This is a genomic window from Paenibacillus solani (genome assembly GCF_001277345.1).
Lineage (GTDB): Bacteria > Bacillota > Bacilli > Paenibacillales > Paenibacillaceae > Paenibacillus_AQ > Paenibacillus_AQ solani.
Window position 1 is genome coordinate 307,015 of record NZ_LIUT01000008.1, and the last position, 22,374, is coordinate 329,388.

The 22,374-nt window shown below is 46.1% G+C and carries 22 protein-coding genes; 6 read left to right on the forward strand and 16 right to left on the reverse strand.

The genetic code is table 11. The features are described 5' to 3' along the window. The first annotated feature begins 48 nt into the window (after nucleotides 1-48). Complete coding sequence (larC2, locus tag AM231_RS30295) at nucleotides 49-519, forward strand: nickel pincer cofactor biosynthesis protein LarC2 (protein WP_054405167.1); 471 nt, start codon at nucleotides 49-51, stop codon at nucleotides 517-519. 13 nt (nucleotides 520-532) lie between these two features. On the opposite strand, the gene AM231_RS25465 is transcribed toward larC2, so the two are convergent. The 12 genes from AM231_RS25465 to AM231_RS25520 form a co-directional block, all read right to left on the reverse strand. Beyond that, a complete protein-coding gene (locus AM231_RS25465) occupies nucleotides 533-1,129 on the reverse strand; it encodes a hypothetical protein (protein ID WP_054405168.1) in 597 nt (198 codons plus the stop codon). 592 nt (nucleotides 1,130-1,721) lie between these two features. After that, the gene (locus tag AM231_RS25470; protein ID WP_054405169.1) at nucleotides 1,722-2,219 is read right to left on the reverse strand and encodes a hypothetical protein; all 498 of its coding nucleotides are present in this window, start codon (nucleotides 2,217-2,219) and stop codon (nucleotides 1,722-1,724) included. A gap of 148 nt (nucleotides 2,220-2,367) precedes the next feature. Further along, nucleotides 2,368-3,078, reverse strand: a complete 711-nt coding sequence (locus AM231_RS25475) for a hypothetical protein (RefSeq protein WP_054405170.1) — start codon at nucleotides 3,076-3,078, stop codon at nucleotides 2,368-2,370. 90 nt (nucleotides 3,079-3,168) lie between these two features. Beyond that, nucleotides 3,169-3,549 (reverse strand): VOC family protein, encoded by a 381-nt coding sequence (locus AM231_RS25480; protein WP_054405171.1) that lies wholly within the window; start codon nucleotides 3,547-3,549, stop codon nucleotides 3,169-3,171. 238 nt (nucleotides 3,550-3,787) lie between these two features. Continuing rightward, on the reverse strand, nucleotides 3,788-4,723 hold the full coding sequence (locus AM231_RS25485; RefSeq protein WP_054405172.1) for a nucleoside hydrolase: 936 nt from the start codon (nucleotides 4,721-4,723) through the stop codon (nucleotides 3,788-3,790). Between the two features lie 27 nt (nucleotides 4,724-4,750). After that, nucleotides 4,751-5,704 carry a nucleoside hydrolase gene (locus AM231_RS25490; RefSeq protein WP_054405173.1) on the reverse strand — a complete coding sequence of 318 codons (954 nt, stop codon included), beginning with the start codon at nucleotides 5,702-5,704 and terminating at the stop codon, nucleotides 4,751-4,753. 20 nt (nucleotides 5,705-5,724) lie between these two features. Next, nucleotides 5,725-6,531: an energy-coupling factor ABC transporter ATP-binding protein gene (locus AM231_RS25495; protein WP_054405174.1), complete on the reverse strand. Its 807-nt coding sequence runs from the start codon at nucleotides 6,529-6,531 to the stop codon at nucleotides 5,725-5,727. Further along, nucleotides 6,528-7,388 (reverse strand): energy-coupling factor ABC transporter ATP-binding protein, encoded by an 861-nt coding sequence (locus AM231_RS25500; protein ID WP_054405175.1) that lies wholly within the window; start codon nucleotides 7,386-7,388, stop codon nucleotides 6,528-6,530. Before AM231_RS25500 ends, AM231_RS25495 begins: the two co-directional genes overlap by 4 nt. Then, complete coding sequence (locus AM231_RS25505; protein ID WP_082341803.1) at nucleotides 7,385-8,134, reverse strand: energy-coupling factor transporter transmembrane component T; 750 nt, start codon at nucleotides 8,132-8,134, stop codon at nucleotides 7,385-7,387. The genes AM231_RS25500 and AM231_RS25505 overlap by 4 nt, the downstream gene beginning before the upstream one ends. 43 nt (nucleotides 8,135-8,177) lie before the next feature. Continuing rightward, entirely contained in the window at nucleotides 8,178-8,777 is a 600-nt protein-coding gene (locus tag AM231_RS25510; protein ID WP_082341804.1) for an ECF transporter S component, read from the reverse strand. Between the two features lie 56 nt (nucleotides 8,778-8,833). Then, nucleotides 8,834-9,541, reverse strand: a complete 708-nt coding sequence (gene deoD / locus AM231_RS25515) for a purine-nucleoside phosphorylase (RefSeq protein ID WP_053490888.1) — start codon at nucleotides 9,539-9,541, stop codon at nucleotides 8,834-8,836. 135 nt (nucleotides 9,542-9,676) lie between these two features. Further along, complete coding sequence (locus AM231_RS25520; RefSeq protein ID WP_054405176.1) at nucleotides 9,677-11,128, reverse strand: AcpB/EbpR/MafR family transcriptional regulator; 1,452 nt, start codon at nucleotides 11,126-11,128, stop codon at nucleotides 9,677-9,679. A gap of 256 nt (nucleotides 11,129-11,384) precedes the next feature. Here AM231_RS25520 and AM231_RS25525 point away from each other — a divergent pair, with 256 nt between their 5' ends. After that, nucleotides 11,385-11,999 (forward strand): hypothetical protein, encoded by a 615-nt coding sequence (locus tag AM231_RS25525; protein WP_054405177.1) that lies wholly within the window; start codon nucleotides 11,385-11,387, stop codon nucleotides 11,997-11,999. 74 nt (nucleotides 12,000-12,073) lie between these two features. On the opposite strand, the gene AM231_RS25530 is transcribed toward AM231_RS25525, so the two are convergent. After that, complete coding sequence (locus tag AM231_RS25530) at nucleotides 12,074-13,279, reverse strand: DUF6932 family protein (protein WP_423212946.1); 1,206 nt, start codon at nucleotides 13,277-13,279, stop codon at nucleotides 12,074-12,076. A gap of 153 nt (nucleotides 13,280-13,432) precedes the next feature. Between AM231_RS25530 and AM231_RS25535 the strand changes: the two genes are divergently transcribed. Both AM231_RS25535 and AM231_RS25540 read left to right on the forward strand, forming a co-directional pair. Then, nucleotides 13,433-16,543 carry a hybrid sensor histidine kinase/response regulator gene (locus AM231_RS25535; protein ID WP_207383697.1) on the forward strand — a complete coding sequence of 1,037 codons (3,111 nt, stop codon included), beginning with the start codon at nucleotides 13,433-13,435 and terminating at the stop codon, nucleotides 16,541-16,543. 61 nt (nucleotides 16,544-16,604) lie between these two features. Continuing rightward, complete coding sequence (locus AM231_RS25540) at nucleotides 16,605-17,366, forward strand: AAC(3) family N-acetyltransferase (RefSeq protein WP_054405180.1); 762 nt, start codon at nucleotides 16,605-16,607, stop codon at nucleotides 17,364-17,366. A 180-nt stretch (nucleotides 17,367-17,546) separates the two neighbouring features. Here AM231_RS25540 and AM231_RS25545 read toward each other — a convergent pair whose 3' ends face one another. The 3 genes from AM231_RS25545 to AM231_RS25555 all read right to left on the reverse strand — a co-directional run bounded on the left by AM231_RS25545 (nucleotide 17,547) and on the right by AM231_RS25555 (nucleotide 20,629). Next, nucleotides 17,547-18,257: a PBECR4 domain-containing protein gene (locus tag AM231_RS25545; RefSeq protein ID WP_054405181.1), complete on the reverse strand. Its 711-nt coding sequence runs from the start codon at nucleotides 18,255-18,257 to the stop codon at nucleotides 17,547-17,549. A 486-nt stretch (nucleotides 18,258-18,743) separates the two neighbouring features. After that, nucleotides 18,744-19,538: an SDR family NAD(P)-dependent oxidoreductase gene (locus AM231_RS25550; protein ID WP_054405182.1), complete on the reverse strand. Its 795-nt coding sequence runs from the start codon at nucleotides 19,536-19,538 to the stop codon at nucleotides 18,744-18,746. A gap of 65 nt (nucleotides 19,539-19,603) precedes the next feature. Continuing rightward, entirely contained in the window at nucleotides 19,604-20,629 is a 1,026-nt protein-coding gene (locus tag AM231_RS25555) for an AraC family transcriptional regulator (RefSeq protein ID WP_054405183.1), read from the reverse strand. A gap of 372 nt (nucleotides 20,630-21,001) precedes the next feature. On the opposite strand from AM231_RS25555, the gene AM231_RS25560 reads away from it, so the two are divergent. Beyond that, complete coding sequence (locus tag AM231_RS25560; protein ID WP_054405184.1) at nucleotides 21,002-21,808, forward strand: SDR family NAD(P)-dependent oxidoreductase; 807 nt, start codon at nucleotides 21,002-21,004, stop codon at nucleotides 21,806-21,808. A gap of 115 nt (nucleotides 21,809-21,923) precedes the next feature. Next, on the forward strand, nucleotides 21,924-22,346 hold the full coding sequence (locus tag AM231_RS25565) for a MarR family winged helix-turn-helix transcriptional regulator (protein ID WP_054405185.1): 423 nt from the start codon (nucleotides 21,924-21,926) through the stop codon (nucleotides 22,344-22,346). Nucleotides 22,347-22,374 lie beyond the last annotated feature (28 nt).

Here is a 22,374-nt window from a genome sequence, read left to right on the forward strand (position 1 = left end):
AAGATCGGAAGGAGCATATGAAGCAGAACTTCCAAAGGAGAGATGCGCATGAGTGCGAATAAGCCCCCGAATCATGAACATATCGACCATGACATGGTCAAAATGGAAGTGAACTTCGATGACATTCCCGGCGAATGGCTCGGATACGTCATGGACCTGCTGTTTGAAAGCGGAGCGAATGATGTATACTACACACCGATTTACATGAAGAAGAACAGACCGGGAACACTGCTTCAGCTGCTCTGCTCCAAGGATCGTGTGGATAAGATGAAGGATATCCTCTTCCGCGAGACCACGACGCTGGGCGTGCGGTATTACCCTTTGACCGTGCACCGTTTGGAAAGAACGTTTGAGAAGGTGTCAACCGAATGGGGAGAAGTCACGGTTAAAAGAGGAACGCATGATGGGCAGAACGTACAGTGGGCACCGGAGTTTGAAGAGTGCCGGCAGATCGCCGAGAAGCATGGCATTCCCTTGAAGAGGGTATACGAGCAGGTATGGGCGGCTCTTGGAAGGTAATCGTGGAATCATATTACTCATGAATTTGTTTCGCAATATCCATTAATTGATCAAGTGTGGCTGTTGAGGAAGCTACAGTGAAGAGATGATCGTTGGAAATGAGATGTACCACTTTTCTAAATTCGCCATCTACGTATAGAGTCGTGAAACCATTAATTTCTGTAAGTTCAACAGTCTCAAGATAGCTATTCTTTAAACTCTCAATAACTGCCGAAATATCCTTTCTCGTATCAGTTTGACTTACACGAATTTGATCTCCGTCTGCAGTCGTAAATAAGGATCTAAGATGAAGTCCATACTCTCTCTGTATTGCTTGAAAATTGTTCAGAGTTAATTCAGAGGATTGAAGTGATAACTTGTCTTCTGGAAGCGGGATATGTATATCCGCTGCCGGAATATCAATAATATCAACCAACCCTTCAGGCGGCACCCCAGGGCCAACTGTTGTTTCCTGTTTAATTTCAATCGTTTGCTCTGTGGTTTGAAACATTTCAACAGTAGAATTTTGTACTTCTTGTTCTACTTCAGCAGCATATGAATAATATGCAAAACCACCGCCGCCAAGGATAAGCAAACTAGATAAGGCTACAATAGCCACTTGTTTCTTCATAGTTAATCCTCCTTTAATAGACTCTTCCAGTTTCTCATAAGATATAAACACCAAAAAAACTAAAAAGTTGGTAATTATTCGGGGTTTTTATGAATTTATCCAATCTACATAAAGTATCGTTAGGATATACTCTGTTTCCTTCTATTTTCTGGTAACAGTATATGACAAATACGCGAAGAAACCCTGATCCTTTTGAAAAGGACAGGGTTTCTCGACAATCTGAGACCCTTCGCAGAAGGGTCTTTTGCTGTAGGAGTTTCCGAGGTGGCGCATGGTTAATGAAACGGACGGTCTTGGTTTGGCTTCGTTTGGTTAACTTCTTTTTTTCTAAAGCTATATGCAGTATAGCAAGAGCAAAGGGCTATAAAATGAATAGCTTATAACTTGAGTTACTCTATGTATCTTAGATCAGATCACACTTACAATACCCCGTTCATTCCACCAAATATCCGGCCGAGAACATTAAAGTACACCATGATTATAGACAGGATAATAGCCATCGGTACAATACTGAGAAGTCTCCTCCGCTTGTTCGGAAGAAGTATCAGCAAGACAACGATCATAAGCAGATATATTCCCATAAGCCATGGTATTAGTAATGATGGTGAACAGGCAAGTAAGCGTTACGCAGTCCAAATCCTTCTACCATCAATACGGTGACGGGAAGAGCAGAAATGATATTAGCCAACCATCCATTCCCACACGCATACCACATGATATAAGCACAAACAGGAGATACAACCGCCAATATACCCCAGAATAAAATGGCCTTTCCCGGAAAAAAATGCAGCACAAACGTGGTGTAAACATAATAAACGGTAAGCATCGACCCAAAAAAAGCAAAGATTCTGATAGCCGCTAATTGAGGCGAATAGCTGTAAACGGATAGAAGTGTGGCCACAAATATCCATATACCCAGACGATCGCCGACATCCGTAAAGATAGGGTTCACAGCTGGAGTATCCACAAGCTTTGCTGCTATACCTAAAATTATTCCGATAGTTATTGCAGTCACTATGGACAAGATTTTTTGTTTAATGGTGGCTTCGCTCGGAACTCTGACTTGAATCAACTTATTAGATATTTCCATAATATCCTCCCGTTTTAGGTTTTGGAATGCAGGAAGCGGGGGGCCAGTATCTTCCCTGGAAAACCAAAAGCCCCTACCGCCAATCTCGCGGGAGGGGGACCCATAGGCGATTCAGTTAGAGCTCTGAGTCTTCCTCTAGTGGAGGGTTCTAGTTTTCTCTCGTCCATTCCGTAGCACCAAAGGCTTCTTTGGAACCGGGAATCTGAAGGGTATTCTCATCAATGACAATCTCGAATACATAGCTCTCGTCACTTGGACGGGTATTTTTATAGCCTGAATCGAGTTTAATAGTCCATTTCTCGTATTGTACTTTCAACCGTGTGCTGCTGCTAAACGAATACGTTCCCGCAAATTCATTGTAATCGTTCGGAGCATGATAATTTCCTCTTGTAAATGTGCCATCACGAAAAAATTCGAAGCGCAGATTCGGATTATTCACAGCTACCCATCTGCCCATGAGGAGTGTGCTCGGGTCCTGGACTGCATTTGTAGCAGGCGTAGGCTCTACCGAAGCCGACTCAGAAGGTGGTGTACTCACTTCTATAGTTGCACTTGGAACCGACGGTGGCTCTACCTCTTCAGCTTCTTCAGATTTTGTGCTCGATGGGATTTTTGCTGGCTTCGTAGGCTTGGAGTTGACAGGCTCAGGAGCTGTCACCGGCTTTGAAGGCGTTTCCGATTCATCTTGTTGATCAGCGGAATTGTCTTTGTTAGGCGTTTCGGTTGAAGATGTCGCTGCAAGCGGCTTGTCATTCGTCTTTAGCAGATCCGGCTCAGCCAGTAGTATGTATACGACAACCCCCGTAAATAATACAGCGAATATGGATATGGTGATGGCAAAAACCTTTAATACTCTCATCCGACACCTCTACTTGATGTAATTATTACCAATCTGAATGCCACAATAAATATTATCACTAGAGAGTCGGATCTTCAATGCTAACTGACTTTAAGACTGAAGCCATTCCAGAAACTCAAGCCGATTTCCAAAGGGGTCGTTTATATAGAAACGACGAACTCCTTCATCCGCTCTTGCTTCGTCATCGGTAACTTGAATATCCTGTTGTTGTAGGTAATCACGAAGCTCATCCAAGTTCTGTACGTGGAATGCCGGGTGGGCTTTGGTAGCAGGAACGAAATCGGGCTGGACTCCAATATGTACCTGATGCGTCCCGCATAGGAACCATACGCCACCGCGTTTCTTGAGAATCTCAGGCTTCGGAATCTCCGTCCAACCCAATAGATGATGGTAAAAATGTCGTGCTTCTGTTTCACAGCCCTCCGGAGCTGCCAGTTGAACATGATCCAGACCATAGAAATGAAAAGCCATTGGTTCTTCTCCTCCTTGGCGGTTTCAACTAGTGAAACTACGTTTCGCTACATGATCCCATTTTATAGGAGGTTTCCCTGAAAGTCTAGCGTTATATATTCGCCAACCTGCCGCAACACCATGAGGGAAGAGGGTGAATAGAATGTCTGCCTTGCGAATGGCGCCGCCAATTGATCGATATTTGCAGTCAACACAAAAAGGAGTGAACGCTTCCTGCGTTCACTCCTTATGCTGTCGCTTATATCATCAGCGTTTGCATAAAATGCTCCTCGAACCGCTTCGCATCGACACCAATGCACACATTGACATTCGGCTGATTGGTACAACGCGGCCGCAGATCAGCGATGGTTCTGCCATACGAATGGATGCCTTCCAGATCGACCTGGAGCACCATCGGCTGAACCTTGACCAGGCTGGGATCAATCGCTACCGCTACTGCCAAAGGATCATGCAGGGCACAGCTTGCAGGGTCGCGATAGGCTTGCCGGTAGCCTTCGATATAATAAGAGGTCATATCGGCCAAAAAGCGGGTGAAATCCGTATCCAGCTCTCTCCAGCGCTGAATATCCTCCAGCCTGAGCTTGGTCTGCAAGGTTACATCCAGTCCAACCAGCGTGATTGGAGCACCGGATTGGAAGACAAGCTGAGCCGCTTCCGGGTCGGAATAGATATTCGCTTCCGCATGCATCCGGCGGTTGCCCGCCACGCCCACAGCTCCGCCCATCACGATGACTTGCCGCACGAGTGACACAATCTCCGGCGCTTGCAGTATGGCAGCGGCCAGATTGGTTAAGGGACCAACGCAGATCAGCGTAACCTGCTTCGGATATCGTCTGATCTGATCCACCATAAAGGCCGCCGCTCGTGTGGATACAGGCTTGCCTGCGGGATCGGGGAAAGTCAGGTTGCCGAGACCATTCTCGCCATGAAACTGGGTAGGGTAAGTCTTCATGGAAGGATGGAATAACGGGGCGGCTTCCCCCATGGCAACCGGAACCCCGGTTGCTCCTAGCTGCTGCAGGACATGGAGTGTATTGCGCGTCGCATGATCTACCGATACGTTTCCGAAGCAGGTCGTAATCCCGATAACATCCAGCTCCGGGGACCGAACTGCATAGGCAATCGCCAGCGCATCGTCAATTCCTGTATCCACATCCAATAATATGGGGTTCATTAATGATGCTCCTCCTTCTCTGACGGGTTATGATAACACCCTACGAATATAATGCTGAAGGAATGCCTCTTCGCGGACATGCATGCAGACGGAAGCATTGGTCCGTGATTGCGGCCGTCTGAAGTCAACCAGCGTTGCGCCGGAGGATAGTTGTCCTTTCGTTTCTATATAGACGTAATAATCCTCCATCTCCACCAGGGAAGGATCCTCTACAACAGCCAATGCCAGCGGATCATGCATCAGCCGATACTTACCTTCGTTCAAACGTTCGCTGGCCTCAAAGCTGAAGGTGAATATATGATGCATGAATGATTTCAATGCTGCCTGTTGATCCGAAAAACCATTCATGAGTGTATGATAATGAGCCTCGCTGAATTTAGCTTTTTCGGTCACATTGAGGCCAACCATCGTTATGGGAATACCGGACTCGAACACCCGGTGTGCTGCTTCAGGATCACCATGGATGTTGGCTTCGGACACGGGCGTGACATTGCCCGGCACCTTGATGGCGCCGCCCATTAACACCAGCTTTGCCTTCTGGGCAATCGAAGGGTCCTTGGCGAGTGCCACCGCCAAATTGGTCAGTCTGCCGGTGCATACCAGCGTAATATCATGCGCCTGTTCCCGTACCTTCCTAACGATGAAATCGGACGCTCTCTCGTCCACCGGCAAGCGGCCGGACGCTGGCAGTTCATATCCAGCCAGCCCATTAGCTCCATGAATGGCGGTTACGTTCTCGCGGCGCGGGCGAAACAAGGGGGCATCCGCCCCCATGGCAACCGGAATCTCGTAACCGGGCTGTGCCAATTCCAGTACCCGGAGCGTATTATCTGTCGCCTGCTTCACACCGACATTGCCAAATACGGTTGTAATACCTTCTATATGCAGCTTACTGGATTTAACAGCGTAGATGATCGCCAGAGCATCATCCACGCCTGTATCCACGTCCAACAGGATATGCTTTACCTGCTCCTGCTCCATAGGATCACTCCTTTATAACCTCACTTGTGCTTGGCCAGCTCGTCCGCAAGCTCTGGAATCGCCAGGATATTGTGGCCGATCCCTAGCGAGTATCCGAGCCGGCTGATATGCGGCTGCTTCAGCATCGCCCGCTCCAGTACATCCAGATTCCAGAAGATGGCCCGCTTGTCATCATCCGCAATGACCTGACGGTTCGCCATGACGATAACCCGGTGGAAGTTGTTCACGACAAATTCCATGTCATGCGTAATCGTAATGATGGTTTTGCCTTCCTGGTTTAATGTCTCGATTAGATTGGCAAGCCGCTCCATGGCAGGAAGGTCTTGGCCCGCTGTCGGCTCATCCAGAATGATGACGCTGGAATCCATCGCGATCACGGAAGCAATCGTTACGAATTTACGCATGGAGTAGGGTAAATTGTAAGGATTGTCTTTCAGAAAGGGGACGACGCCTGCAAGCTCTGCCGCTTTCATGACATTCGCTTTCACCTGTTCCTCTGGGAGACCCAGCTTGCGGGGTCCGAATTCAATCTCGCTGTACACATCGTTATGAAAGATCTGGTCATCGGGGTTCTGGAACACATAGCCGACTTTTCTCGATATTTGCGCGGTGGTATAATCCCGGGTGTTCCATCCATCGATAACGACATCTCCCTCGGAAGGCTTGAGCAGCCCGTTCATCATCTTGACGGTCGTCGTTTTACCTGCCCCGTTCTGGCCGACAATGGCAACGGATTCGCCTTTATTAAAGGACATATTCACTCGATCCACTGCTTTGTAGCCGTTCGGATAAGCAAAGGAAGCATTCGTCAATGTCAGAAAGCTCATGCGTTAACCCCCTTCTTCATCCATGTCTTCACAGCTTCGATAGCTTCTTTTTCCGTTAGCGGGATACTGCCAAGATCCATTCCCCGTCTGCGCATCTCCATGCCGAACAGTGAGTACTGAGGAAGGGCAGCCCCGAATGTAAGAGCACGCTCGTCGGTCAGAATCTCCCTTGTGCTTCCTTGCATGGCCACTTCTCCCTCGTTCAGCAGGATAATGTAGTCGGCATATTCGGCAATCAGCTCAATTTTATGCTCGACGAGAATGATCGTTTTCCCTTTATTCTTCATCAGCTCAATAATCTTGAATACTTCTTCCGTTCCCTTCGGGTCAAGCTGGGAGGTCGGTTCGTCAATCACCAGCACATCCGGCTCCATGACGATGATGGAAGCGAGTGCTACCCGCTGCTTCTGGCCGCCGGAGAGCTCAAACGGGTTCTTATCCCGCAAATAATCGATCTCCAGCATGCGGATCACCTGATCCACCTTCTCCCGGATTAGTCCAGGCTCCATGCCCAGATTTTCAAGGCCGAAGGCAATCTCTTCGAATACATTATCCTTTACGCCGCTAATTTGGGTAAAAGGATTCTGGAAGACATATCCGACTTTTTGGGAGAGCTCACCCATTCCCCATTCCCGGATATCCTTGCCTTCAATCAGCACCTCGCCGCGCAGGTCTCCCTTATAGAAGTGGGGGATAAACCCGCGGATGACATTGCACAGGGTCGTTTTTCCGCCACCGTTGGCACCAACCAGTGCATACAGCTTGCCTCTTTCAATCGTTACACTCACGTCCTTGAGTGCATCGGACTCGCTGATCGGATATTGGTATGATAAATTCTTGATCGTAATGATACTCATAGCGCAACTCTCCAGACGATTAAGATAGCCAGCAGTACAATCAGCAGGATCTGCACCAGCCGGTCGTACTTGGTCTTCTCCAGTGTGTAGATGCTGCTTTTTTTGACATTGGCCGAGAAGGCTCTCGATTCCAGCGTCAGTACCCGTTCTTCGGTGCTTGCCACGGATCCGAGAATTAGCGGGCTGAGCGTTGGCAGGAAGGCTTTCATACGGACAAGCAGTTTGCCTTCGGTTTCGACGCCTCTCGTTTTTTGGGCATCCATGATGACAAGGGTCAGCTTCTTCATCTCGGGGATGAGCTGCAGTGTGGACAGGATGACATAGGTTACTTTGGACGGCAAACCGATCTGCTCCAGGGAATGAACCAAATCCTTAACCTTGGTAATACGGAAGAACAGAATGAATGCCGAGGCAACCGCGACGATCTTCGATGTCAGAAACAGGGCGAACTCCACACCTTCCCGTTTGATAGAGAAGATGCCCCAGCTCCACAGAATGTCATGGCCGGGATAGAAGAAGCTCTGAAGAATAAAGATGAATACAACAATCATCAGCAGTGCTTTAATTGCCAGATTGGAAAATTCCTTGAAGCTGCCGGCAAAGTAAGCCAGCACCATGCAAATCGGCAGAACAGCGTAGCTAAACCCGTAGCCGGGCACGATAAATGCGGCCAAACATAAAGCGATCGTAATCATAAACTTGGTTGTTGGATAAAGACGGCTCAACATGGACCGTTCGTTATTCACAAGAACCCCTCCTTCTGAAAGCGTAACCATTGCTGATTAAAAATCATTTCTTTTTGATGAAGATCGCTCCATAGTTCAGTTTGGACAAGTATCTCGGGGACATCTTCATCACGATGACAAAGGCGATGACGTTACTGATGATTTTATCGACGCTTTCCACCAGAATTTTGGTTGAGAATACCGCTGTCCAGATCTGTTGACCGGAGGCCAGGAAGGTAGCAACCACGGCATCCGAGGAATTGCCCGTTGCTCCGCCGAACATCAGCACTTGAATCGGCGATGCAACGATCAGCACGGTCAGTACGACGGCCATAGAAGCCAAGATCACTTTCCACAGCTTCGTATACATGCCTTTCATGGCCAGCAAGCCGACTACCAGGCCGACAGCCATTTGAACAGGCGTAAAAGCGAACGAGACGGGGTTGGTGATACCGACAACGAGGTTAGTGCTGGCTCCTGTGACCATACCGACCCAAGGACCACCGATCATGGCTGTCAGAATCGTCCCGATGGTGTTCAGATAGATGGGCAGCTTGAGCAGCAGTATAATTTGCGCACCGACAAAGTTGATCGCGATTCCGATCGGAATCAATAAAATGGCCAACAACGAAAAGTCATATTTAAGTCCGCGTTTGATTCCCATTGCTTATTCCTCCTAAAATTATCGTTTATCTTAAAAAAACATCCTGCTCAAGGCTATTACTCAGCCAGGATCGTGTGAAGCGCGATCTCCACCATGTCATGGAAAGATTTCTCGCTGTCTTGATGCGACGAGCGTTCATTGGTCAGCAGATGGCTGCCTACTGTCAATATGGACAGGGCTTTAACGCCATATTTGGCAGCCAGCGTATACAAGGCAGCGCTTTCCATTTCGACCGCAAGTACCCCGAAATCCATAAACTTGTGAAGCCGGTCCAATGTTTCCCGATAGAACTCGTCCGAGTTGTAAATGTTGCCGACAAAAACATTGACTTGTTTCTGCTGGGCCAGTTGATGGGCTTTGCTTAACATGCCAAAATCCGCTGTGGGTGCATAATTGCAGCCGTAGAATATTTTTTCCATCAGATTGCTATCCGATGATACGGCCTGAGCCAGTACGATATCGCGGACCTGAAGCTCTTTTTGCATAGCGCCGCAGGTACCGATGCGGATCAGCTTCTTGACCCCGTAATCCTGAATTAGCTCCGTTGCATAAATGCTCATGGTCGGGTTGCCCATCCCTGTACCCTGAACAGAAACCGGAACCCCCTTATAACGACCGGTGTACCCATACATGCCTCTCACTTCGTTATAACAATGGACGTCCTCTAAGAAGTGTTCTGCTACAAATTTGGCCCGCAAAGGATCTCCTGGCAGCAATACGCGTTCTGCGATATCTCCTTGCTGAGCTCCCAAATGTATACTCATCCTGTTCCTCCTGCTTTATGGCCCCCTATGAAGAAAGCGCTTAATTGTTTATCTGCCTTCATCATAGTAAGAATCGGGGAGAGAACCAAGACCAGAAAATTACGGAGCTAAACGAAAAAATGCAACCATGAGTCCTCATGGTTGCATTAATTCCTTGCGGATATTTTCCAAATCACGTTTGGTTGGTATCGTTGAAATGATAACTACGGGTACCGTATTCAGCTCAACGGGAAATGTACTGATCACAAAGTCGATGTTATGCTTCTGAATGATTTCATCGGTAAGGCCCTCCATAATGGAGGTGTTGATGATCAGCTCGTCACCGATTTCATTCTTGATCAGCTTGGCGACATAATGGCGGATGGAGAATTCCCCGCCGATCAGCAGGAAGGCCTTCTTGCTGTTATAGCGCAGACTGGAGCCGATCAGCAGCGTCAGCTTCGTCAGATGATAGTCATTGTACAGAATGCCGGGGTAGCGCTTTCCCCATTCCTGCATACAGCTCATGACGCTCTGATACATGGGACGGCATTCTCTCTGAACATATTCGGTCAGACTGCTTGTTGAGATGGCGATCATGTCGGGAAGTGAATTTTCCAGCCGCAGCTTTTCGAAGAACTCCCCGATTTCCCAGATGAAGCGATCATTCATATCAATGGCAGGGAAAGCAGCAAGCGCCAGCATGAGAAAATGATTGACGATCTGATCCTCTTCCTCCTGAATCTGCATGAGCTTTGATTTCTTCATCGCGATCATCGTGCTGATTTTTGCTTCATCATAATAGTTGTATTGGCCCAAGCTGAGCATCGCCTGGAGGAACCGGGTTTCGTCCAGCGGCAAATGAATGGAATAACGCTGCTCAAGTGTCCTTACCCATGATGTAATGGATGAATGGAGCAAGCTGCTCTCCCAGTGATATTGGCCTCGGGGAATGTCGGCATATTTGCCCTGCAGTACCCTCGTCATCATGATGGCTGCCAGGAAGGACAAGCTCCGCTTGGCATTGAGAAAATAGACAATGTCATTCTCCGATTCAACAGTCGTGATATATTCGAGCATCTGAGCCTGGTCCATGCCAGGAAAAGGCCAGCCGGAGAACTCATAGGCATCATAATACAATTTCCAGTAAAAATAACGGATATTGATCTCACTGCCTTTTACCTCGGGCATGGAATACGTGATGCGTAAATGATATTGCTTCAGTTCATGGCTGTTCAGCCGGATGATCAGCTTTTTTAGCGAGGAAGAACTCATATACAGTTTGTCGGCTAGCTCCTCCAGTCCATAGCGCCCACCCTCCAAGAATAGCAAATCAAGCAGTTGATAGAAGGTTCTCTGCCTGTACATTGAGGAAATGACTTCACCAAACGCCACATTCCGTTTCTCATAATGGAGAATGACGCCTTTTCCGCGGGAAATCTCAATCGTAATCGAAGGGGGAAGCTCCTGCTGCGTTTCGTCAATAATTTTGCGGATCGTTTTATCTGAGACGCTGAGCTGCTCTTCTATTTCGGCCAAGGTAAACCACCGATATTCGGAATCGAGCAGGGTCAGCAGCTTTTGTGTCAAAGCGAATTCCTTTTCCATGCATCTTTCTCTCCCTTCCTGAAAGAGCGGTTAGATGTCAGCACTACATATTCCTATAACTAATCGTAAGGGGCTTTGGATGATTAATCAATTGCCATCTGTGCGAAAAAAGCCCTTAGCTAGCTGCCTCATGAAACTAGGCGGATTCCCCTATTCCGCATATTACCCGAATAGGCTAAACTATATGTGGACTAACAACGAATTAGCGCATGTGTAAACTTGTGGACCCAAATTATTCAGATTGTTGGTGAAAACTATGGATAGAATAAAAAACAGTGGATTCTATAAGCTGCGATTCTTCATAACACCAGAAGAGTTCCGAAGCGTACTGGAGCTTTTTGAACATAAGGATACACAATTCCGCCTGACGAATGGCGACCGGACAAGGCATGATATGAGTCAAGTGATTGAGGCTTATCAGGCTTATTATCGATATTTTACGACAGGGGAAAAGAGGGAGGGGGTTCGCCCTTTCTTTGTCTATTCCATTCCGGTTACGTTACAGCAGGAAGACTCGGGATTTTTCGCGAGAAATGAAGGTGTTCAGTTCCCCTATTACGGACAATGGGCCGAGGATGAGCTGCCGTGCATCCTGCTTTCTTTTCCTAAAGGCTTGCAAATCGAGATGGAGGATGAACAGGGGAAGTACTACGTGTACGAGGATATCCGGGATCATCGGCCATTAACGTATAAGTTGTTCGAGGACATCACGGGATACATTAAGAAAAGAACAAAGCCGCTTCGTTTCTCCGCGCTGGATCCGGAGGCAATGAACGAGCAGAAGCCATCGGTTCGTATAAGCCGCGATGCGAAACAAGACATGAGTGAATCATGGATATTCGCTAAATACGGGCTTCAGATTCGTATCTGATGGCTACTAGGCATATGGTTCTCCCATAGAAAGAAGAGAAGCCACTCCATGAATCATGGGGTGGCTTGCCATCGTTATCTGAATTTTTTAACCGTATTGAGAAAGGGAATTACCTTCGATTCAAATACGTCCAGCCGCAGCATATTACTGTGATCATAGATATCGTAGGATTCCTGTATTAATCGTTTGTTTGTTTGTGTAAATCCTAAATTGCTTGCCTGTCCAAATAGTTTGTCTTTCGTTAAAATTTTTGCTCCTTCGATTTTTGGCACCCATGGATCACGAGGAGAAATGATGTTGTACACCGTGTTTACACATCCTCGGTCTATGCATTTGTTCCAGTCATAATCGGGAGTTAGGATCGACCCTGCTAATACGATATTATCGAATTTAACAGGTGGATTATGATTGAAGCCAACAAGATATGCGCCGATTATGTATGTGCCGAAACTATGGGCAAATATGGATATTTCACATTGATACTTGTCCTTAATCATAAAGATCCATTCTCTAAAATACCCCAGAATGTCTGCCTTTAATTTCTGACTAAGAAGAGGTAGCTTAACATTGCCATAATAAAAAGGAGCGAATATCCAATTGCTGGAGCTTGCGATCGGAGAAAGGTCGAAATTCCACTCACTGTTGGTATTGAGTCCGTGAATCGTTACCAGAACTCCGTTCTTCTGGCTTCCCGTGACGAAATGTCTGAAAATATATGCTTCTCTTTCCAGCAGTAACTCTGCAAAATCGTATTGCCCATAGAAATCATCCCAGCTATTCCGAAATTCACTTGTTAAGCTGACTTGGACCAAGCCCACGTTTAAGTCATACTTGTCAAACGAAAACATGTTCATTAGCTTATAGATCATGTCTGTATTCTCTTCCGTTACATAGACAATATCCAAGGTACAGCCGGACATAGTCAGAATCTCGTTTTTATGAGGTATGCAGTTTGAATTGGGAACAATCACGATGCAGTCAATATCATTCGGTGTCTCGTCATTTGTTATGAATGAACCGCCAAAAATAATGCTGTCTGCGCCTCTTTCAATGGAATGCCCGAACAGATGCTCAATGACGGGTTTATAGTAGGATCTAACAGAGAGGTCATGATCATTATGAAAAGTAGGAAAAAAGTCCGTTTTTTCGTTATCGACGGGGCAAAACCTATTGATAAATTCCTCCATCGTGCATTTGTGGAGTCCTTCAGGCAGTGCTCCTCTTTTGGTGAAAGGTGGTAACAAAACAACACATCCCTTATCCTTAATGACAATATTCATGTGCAACACGTTTAATCTTTCATCAAAAGATCGTACCACGGATTAGGGAATTCTGGAAGATTTGAGTAGCTTCGTCCGATATAGAAGATAGGGTGTGTAGAATGGATTAGGAGAGAGGAGTACATCTTGGCAAAGAACTTATCAGGTTATCAAATGAAAAAAAGCCATCTTATATTATTCATAGGGTTATTATTAATCGTCCTGTCCGGTCTGCGCATGCTGTGGATGGAGTTGTTCCCTGATCAACAGCAGGTATCCATTACGAATGGTCATCTCGACTTGCGGGATTGGAATGCTGAAGACGGCGGCATCCTCCTGCTTGATGGGCAGTGGGAATTCTATCCCTCACAATGGCTGCTGGACGGCAGCGGGCACCATGCAGAAAGTGATCTGGAACCGAGGATAATTTCAGTTCCGGGGAAATGGAATGAGGCCTTACATGCTGAAGAGTCTACGCCATATGGATTCGGGTCTTATCGCCTGCGTATTTTTGTCGATCCGGAAAAAGGCTCTAATTATAGCATCCGCATACCCAGCGTGCGTACCGCATCCGAATTGTATGTCAATGGACGATTGCTCGCTAAATCCGGTCGGGTGGGAGAAGCGCAGGAAGAATATACAGCAAAGAACCTGCCCTATTCTACGAGCTTTACAGCAGACGACAATGGTCTCATCGAATTGGTGATTCAGGCGGCCAATTATGAGGATAGTCGGGGCGGCGGCATTGTTCGGTCGATTAAATTCGGATCAGAAGAAGTGATAGCGAAGGAAACGACACTTTCCGTTTCGTTGCAGACGCTGGGGGCTATTCTATTTCTTATGCATTCCGTGTATGCACTTATTTTATTCTTACTGGGAAATAGGGATAAGAGACTGCTGTACTTCTCTCTGCTGACACTGTGTGTAACCCTATCAAGTATATTGAGTACGGATGAGAAGCTGTTTCATCAATTCATATACATAAACAGTGACTGGGATTTTCGGCTGTCCAATGCCTCGTTGATGATCGGGTGCTATGCGCTGCTGGAATGTACCATTCATCGGGAACTCCCTTATTGGAGAAGGGTTTATCCTGTTTATAAATTCATGATTATAGGAACTGCCGGTTTGACCCTGTTCTTGGCCCCGCCGCAGGTGATTATGCTGTTCCCGATTTACTTTCTGCTGGGCTTCACCACGGCGATCATCACGATTATTGCTATCGTTAAAAAAATAATCAAAGGTATCCAGGACCATCTGTTCCTGCTAATTTCCATGCTCGCATTGGTCCATCATTTTCTGTGGGCGCTAATTTCGAGGGGAAGTGCGCTGAGCGTAGCCCACTATCCGTTTGATCTGATTCTTTCGATGGGATGCTTGGCTGCCGTATGGTTTAAGGGGTATTTCAAAATGCATGCGAACACGAAAGAGATTGCTGCCACCTTGCAAAGAGTCAATGACCATAAGGATCAATTCCTGGCGAACACTTCCCATGAATTCAAAAATCCGCTCCATAGCATGCTTAACATGTCACAATCGGTGTTGAACCGGGAACGACATATGCTTCAGGACAGGAGTGTGAAGGAGCTTGAAACGATTCTGTCCGTAGGACGTCGCCTAACACTAATATTAAACGATCTGATTGATGTGATGAGTTTGCGGGAAGGCAATCCGCGCCTGCAGAAAAAGTCCATATCGATTCAGCCAATCGTCACGGGTGTCATGGATATGCTTCAATTTAACGCAGAAGTGAAGTCCGTCCAAATCGTAAATCAGATTCCTGAGGATTTTCCGCCGGTCATTGCCGATGAGAATCGGGTTATACAAATTGTGTTCAATCTGCTGCATAATGCCGTGAAATATACGAATGAAGGGGTCATATCGATTCAAGCTTTTACAGAGAACGGTAGCGCTTATATCGTCATTGCCGACACGGGAATCGGGATGGACGAAGATATGCAAAAACGTCTGTTTCATCCCTATGAGCAAGCGAGCGCCAGCGAGACCATGATCGAAGGCGGCTTCGGGTTAGGTTTAAGCATAAGCAAGCAGCTCATTGAGCTTCATCAGGGTACGTTAGAGGTGTCCTCCATTCCAGGAGAAGGCTCCAAGTTTACGTTTTCGTTAAAGCTGGCAGAGGCGGAAACAGAGGAAGAGCAGAATAATTCCAGTTCATTGGAATCGTTAGACTTACCATCTGCGCTGCCTGAGGAAACGGTAGGGGCTGGTTTGGAAAATGAGGGAGTTTTGTCACCAGCTGCAAAACAAGAGCTTTTACCTGAAACAACTCGTAACCGTCCACTTTTATTAGTTGTTGATGACGATCCGGTTAATCTTCAAGTACTTGAAGCGATCCTGCCTCCGGACGAATATGATCTAACGATGGTCACGAGCGGCAAAGAAGCATTAGCTATGCTCGATACCAAGGCCTGGGATCTTGTCATCTCCGATATTATGATGCCGCAGATGTCGGGTTATGAGCTGACACGGAGGATCCGCGAGCGGTTTACGCTCACAGAGCTCCCTGTGCTGCTTCTTACTGCCCGAAGCCAACCGAAGGATATCCAGAGCGGGTTTTTGGCGGGAGCAAACGATTATGTGACCAAACCGGTGGAGGCGTTAGAAATCAGATCGCGGATTGAGGCGCTAACTACGATCAAGCAAACGGTTCGGGAGCAATTGCGATTGGAAGCGGCATGGCTGCAAGCACAGATCCAGCCTCATTTCTTATTCAATGCCTTAAGTGCTGTAGCGGCTTTAAGCGACATTAATTTGGACAAGATGCGTAATTTGCTTGATGAGTTCAGTAACTTTTTGCGATATAAATTCAGATTCCATGATACGGACGGACTTGTACCGATCGAAGAGGAGCTAAGTCTGGTGCGCTCGTATATCTATATTGAACAAATTCGCTTTGAAGAGCGGCTGCAGGTTGTATGGGAAGTAGACGACTACGAGGAATTGAAAATTCCGTTTCTTTCGATCCAGCCTTTAGTTGAGAACGCGATAAGACATGGCGTCATGAAGCGCTCCCGCGGGGGGAATATACATATTCGGATTTCCGTCCATAACAGCCATGCCGAGATAACCGTCCAAGACGATGGAATCGGTATGGATGAAGCTCAATTGCAGCGGATACTAGAAAGAAAGACAGATCACAGTTCAGGAGTGGGGCTGATCAATACGGACCAGCGGTTAAAGCGGCATTTCGGCACAGGTCTTCAAATTAAAAGCACGTTAGGCCAAGGGACCGTGGTTACATTCTATGTACGCTTCGCTAAATGAATGATAGAGTGGGCTGTATAGTAAGAGCAAGTTTAATATAAAGGCCCGGGAGGGGAAAAACATGCACACAACTGGGAGTTTAATGAAACAATTGGAGCAGCTTGGCATCGACCACAATGGAACGTTATTGGTTCATTCATCGATGAAAAGCATGGGGGCTGTCGAGGGCGGTGCGGAGGCCGTCTTGGATGCATTTACAGCGTATATGAAGGATGGGCTGCTGGTGCTGCCCACCCACACATGGTCCTATATCAATGCGGATAATCCCCGATTCTATGTGGATCAGTCACCTTCCTGCGTTGGTATTTTGCCTGAGCTTTTTCGCAAAAGACCCGGCGTGATTCGCTCGCTGCATCCCACGCATTCGGTGGCTGCTTTAGGCGAAGATGCTGCAGCGTTTACCGATGACGATCATCACTTTGATACGCCATGTGCCAGAGGCTCCGCGTGGGAGAAGCTGCTTGATCGAAAGGCGACCATATTGCTAGTAGGTGTTGATCTAAGGCGCAACACGTTTATACATGGAGTCGAAGAATGGGTGGACATATCGGGCAGACTAACGGATGATCATCAGATGCTCTACACTGTTTTACCTGACGGGACGGAGATTTCGGTACCTTCCCGCAGACATTGCGGGTTGTCATGGTCGGAGCATTTTTGGAAAGTCGATGAGGTCTTGGAAAGCCGTGGTGCCATGCGTAAGGGGATGCTTGGCGATGCCGAAGTAAGGGTTTGTGATGCGGCCAAGGTGGCGGAAGTCATAACAGACATGCTCCAGGATAATCCGGATTTGTTTTCAGATAATAATCCTTTGGATCACTAATATGAATATAGATAAGGCCATCCGGTACCGGATGGCCTTAATGCTTGCCGTTTTAGATAAAGTTGTGAACCATACCACAAGTAGTGGTAAAACGGAAAGTAGGGTAGTCATAAGCAAGGGAAGTTGGCATCGAAGTAAGTGTAAAGTATAAACAGTCCTAGGGATTCTCTGAAGGTTGGTCTATGAGATAGATTCAGCATCTGGACCAGACATCGAATTAATATCATTAGAGATTCGGCTGACTTTTTGAGCCTTTATCACCTTGAAAGGCGATTTTCCTTTGATGAATTTGGTGCCATCGCTAGTTTCGTTAATTCGCTCAATTAAATAGGTTTTTGGGAAAAACCTATTGGAGTCATCATCTTCATCAATTCCTAAGTGTACATAGGCTTCTTCCGTTGTCATATAGGCTAATAATTTTGCCTCAATTAATGACTTTCCATTGCTTGTAACGAAATCCAATAATATTTCGGGAGAGTCAACAATAAAAGGGAGAAGATAGAAGAAGATGAGCTTATCTTTAATAAAATTAAATCGCCCTTTATTAAGGGCTTTTAAATGTTGTATTGTTATTGTGCCATTTTGAATATTATTGTATCCCGCAAGTCCAGAATATTTATAAAGCTCTTTATACCTAACAGTTCCCTTTGCCATTTTTTCAATTCCGAGTAAGTGGCAAAGATGCTCTTTATTAAAGTCCAAGTTAACGACGATACCATTGTCTAACTCAAAAATAAAAATGTATGGTTCTAAGTCCCGTTCATAATATTGTCGAAGCAATTCAATTGATATTTCATCAATCTTCGGTTTTGTCGATAAATTGGAAAGTGCTGTGACGTCAAGCCTCTGGTTTATCTCCTTAACAAATAAAAAACCCTGATGTATCCACATCAGAGCATAGTAGGTGTTGATAAGACGACAAAGGTTTCCGTGTCTTATTTAAAGTCCCCACGGCGTGGAATCGAGGGTCGCCTCCCCGATGACCAAAAGGTCCTTTTATTTCTATTCCCATTATACTCCTAATTATTCATTGTGGCAACAGTATGTGACTTAGAGTTATGTGGTTAAGAAACACTTTCATCACTTAACTACGCATATGAGGTCATCTTCCAGATAGTCGTCTTATTTACTCTATTCTATTGTTGCAAGGAGAATTTATTTCGTCTATGTAGCTATCCCATACGTAATAAGCATTTGCCAGAGATTTTTGTCCATCTTATTGCGGTCACCAATTGCCATTCACCTTTGCCCAGCAACTAGACGAGCAGGAGTGAAACATTGCTTGTGAATATCTAGCTACACAATGAAAACAAATGAAAGAGCTGCAACAGCAGCCCTTTTGTATTTTTTGCCCGTATATCAACAATGCGAATTGATTTAAAAAATCGTTGGCACCATACCCCCATCCATCCGGATGGGAGAACCTTTAAATGCGGAAGCATAAGGGCTGCATACAAATGCAGCGAGTCTGCCAATCTCCATAGGCCTGATAAAGCGTTGTATTTCAGATTGAGGCAGGTTTGTTGTCATAAATGTTTTCTCTTTTTCTGAAAAAGTCATATCTTCATTAGGATAGATCCCCTCAATGATTTGCTGTACATTCTCAGAGAGTGTGGGTCCTGGCAGGATTGTATTGACTGTAACTTCAGTACCGATGGTTAGTTTTGATAAACTTTTTGACAATGATAACAGCATTGATTTGGTCATCGCGTACTGAGGCATTTGTCCTGAAGGCATCATGGCTTCTTCACTCGCAATGAAAATAATGCGGCCATAATCCTTCTTCAGCATGGCAGGCAAATAAAATTTTGATAATCCATTGGCTGTAAGAACATTCGTCCGGAAGTATTTTTCCCATACTTCATCGTGGGCGTCCTCATATTGCATAATTTCATATATCCCCATATTGTTAACCAAAATATCCACATCAGGAAATTTCTTAAGCAAAGCTTCTCTTTGCTTGATATCCACAATATCCGCCGCGGCATTTTGAGGAGAGGTAGCGGGAAATTTCTCTTTGATTTCATACACCGTTCTTTCTACCTCTTCATGATTTCGTCCATTAATGAGTACATGAACACCTTCCTTGGCAAGTTCAATGGCAATGGCTTTACCTATACCTTTTGTTGAGCCTGTAACTAGAGCTGTTTTATTGTGTAGTCCCATATCCATGATGCATTTCTCCTTAAACAGTGTGTTGATAGGCGGTCATTCTCAAAAATAGTTCAGCGGTTCTTCTATATCGAGCTTATTTCTGAATGCTCAGTACGCCAGTGGGTGGGTGTATCACCTTCCCATTGACGGAAGGCACGGTAGAATGAGTTCTGATCTTCATATCCAATTAAGAAAGCCACTTCCTTAATATCGAGTGACGGGTCTGCAAGGTACTCTCGGGCCTGCTCATGTCTGGCTTCTATCAAAAGATGATTGAAGCTCGTGTTTTCATCAGAAAGACGGCGCTGTAAGGTTCGATTGCTCATACTAAGCTCCTTGGCGATCGTCTGAATGTCAGGGCGCCCTCCGGTAAGGCTGCGCTTCATAATCCATTTGACCGTTTCCGTAATGGAGCGGCTTCGCTTCTGTTCATAAAGCGATCGGTCCAAAGCGGGAGTCAGGATCTCTAACAGTTCTTCGTTGTATGAGAGAAAAGGGCGGTCCAAATCTTTTCGATGCAGTATTAACCGGTTCCGGCCTGCACCCATCTGGATAGGACAGCCGAAGTAATCTTCAAGGGCATGTACATCACCCTCGGTGTGTGAAAATTCGACGAGCTGCCCTGTCAAAGGCTGGCCAGTGCCCCGGCGCCCAAGCTCCAGAAGACATGCCAGCGTGATGCCCGCCAGCACCGGTGGACCGGGCTGCTCGGCATGCAGCCATTCAAGTTCGATGGTACAGTGCTCACCTTCTTCAGAGATTCGTAAGCTCTCGGGCGGACACAATTGTTTGTACCTAGCCATTCGATTTAGAGCGTCGCGGTAATCACGAGCGTGGTAAGTAGCCAACATGGTAGGAGGATACTTCGCTGTTTCGTAGACGGTTGCAAGCTTGATAATCCCTTGAGCTGTATCGCCTATGAGTTCCGAATAAGCTTCCCAAATCGCAAAATATTGGGTATCGGTAACGGTGGGTTCCGTTACGATGGTGAGCGGCATTTGTGCTTTACGAGCTACCTCATGGGAGGCAATTCCTAATTCACTTAAACCTGCCCAGAATCCTGGCGGGATCTTAATACGGTTAGAGGCTGGAGAGGTATGAGCATTCATGGTATAGCCTCCTTTATCTGCTTAACTTTATCTTCTGTCCAGGTGTTGATGATTGTCCTGCCTTGTGACAGGGACAGCTATTATAATACCTCTATAGTTTTGCTATGTAACTAGTAGAAAGTGACATCTCACTTGCCAGTTACGCCAATTACAAGATGCAGGTATAACATAACCAGATATGAACATTTGCATCGAATAATAGGTTCTGCTATTATTTCAAATTGTAATAGTTAGATATCTAAATAATTAAAAAAAAAGACTAACTTGATCCTTCAACGGGTACCCTCAATACAGTACTGTATCTTGATGCGCTTCAAGAGAATACCAGGAACAAAGCGGTGAATGTCTCTTAAGAGAAAGGGGTTATGAACGATGGGAAGAGTGGAAGATAAGGTAGCGTTAATAACGGGGGGAGCCTCTGGCATAGGTCTATCCGCTGCAACTTTAATGGCAAAAGAAGGGGCCAAAGTCGTTATTGCGGACTTTAATGTGGAGGGTGCCAAAGCGGCGGCCGAGAACATAAAAACAGCGGGCGGAGAAGCGACCGGCATTTTCCTTGATGCAGGGGACGGAAAGTCCATTGAGGAAGCGGTTGAATCGACGGTAAGTCATTATGGTAAGATCAATATTCTATTTAACAATGTAGGATTGACCAATCTGAAGAAGGATTTGGATGTTGTTAATATGGACCTTGATGAATGGGATCGACTGATGAATGTCAATCTGAAGAGTGTGCTATTGGGAAGCCGATTTGCCATTCCTCATATGATTAAAGCAGGCGGTGGTTCTATCATTAATACGGCATCCATGGCGGGCTTTGCAAGTGACTCCATCCGGACTGCTTACGGTACTTCGAAAGCGGGTGTCGTGCATCTGACGAAGTATATTGCCACTCAATACGGCAAACACAGCATCCGCTGCAACGCGGTAGCGCCTGGTTTGATTTTAACTCCGGCTGCCAAGAACAATATGGTACCTGAAGTACTGGATATATTCGCAAAATATAATGCATTGTCGTACCACGGTGAGCCGGAAGATCTTGGCTACACGGTTCTCTTCCTGGCTTCGGATGAATCCAAGTTTATAACAGGGCAAACGATCGAGGTAGAAGGTGGGCACTATATCGCCAACCCAAGCATTGCTGATATCGAGGCGTTTGCTAAAAAGGCACAGGGCTAATCTCCGCTCTAAGCTTTCTTTGCGAGTGGATGTATCCTTAACTAGATAGCTGTAAACGAATAAGAGCCTATTTATTTCAATTAGGCTCTTATTTTTTATAGATAAGGAGGTTTGTATGAACGAAGAGCAGACGATATTCCAAACCATACATAATATGGACAAGGTTACGAACCATTTGATTATTCAGTGGAGCAAAATGTTTAATGGTGACCTTAATATTTCCCATATTCTCGTGCTCAGCCATTTAAAGGCAAGTGGAAAAAGCCGCCCGTCCGACATCGCGCTGAATTTAGGATTAACCCCGTCTACGCTGACCCATTTATCCGAGAAGCTGGTGAAGAAGAAGCTGGCCGTCAGAATAACGGATGAGTATGACAGGCGAATTAGTTATCTGAGTATTACGGATAAAGGGATAGATATGATTCATAAAGCGTATGAGTGCGGGCACGCTTTACGAAGAAATTTATATGAAAGATTAGCAGTGGAAGAGAGGGCGCAGCTGCTGCAGATTTTTGAAAAATTAAATGCGACCCTATAAAGAAGTGAGCACCCCGCATTGTAACCCG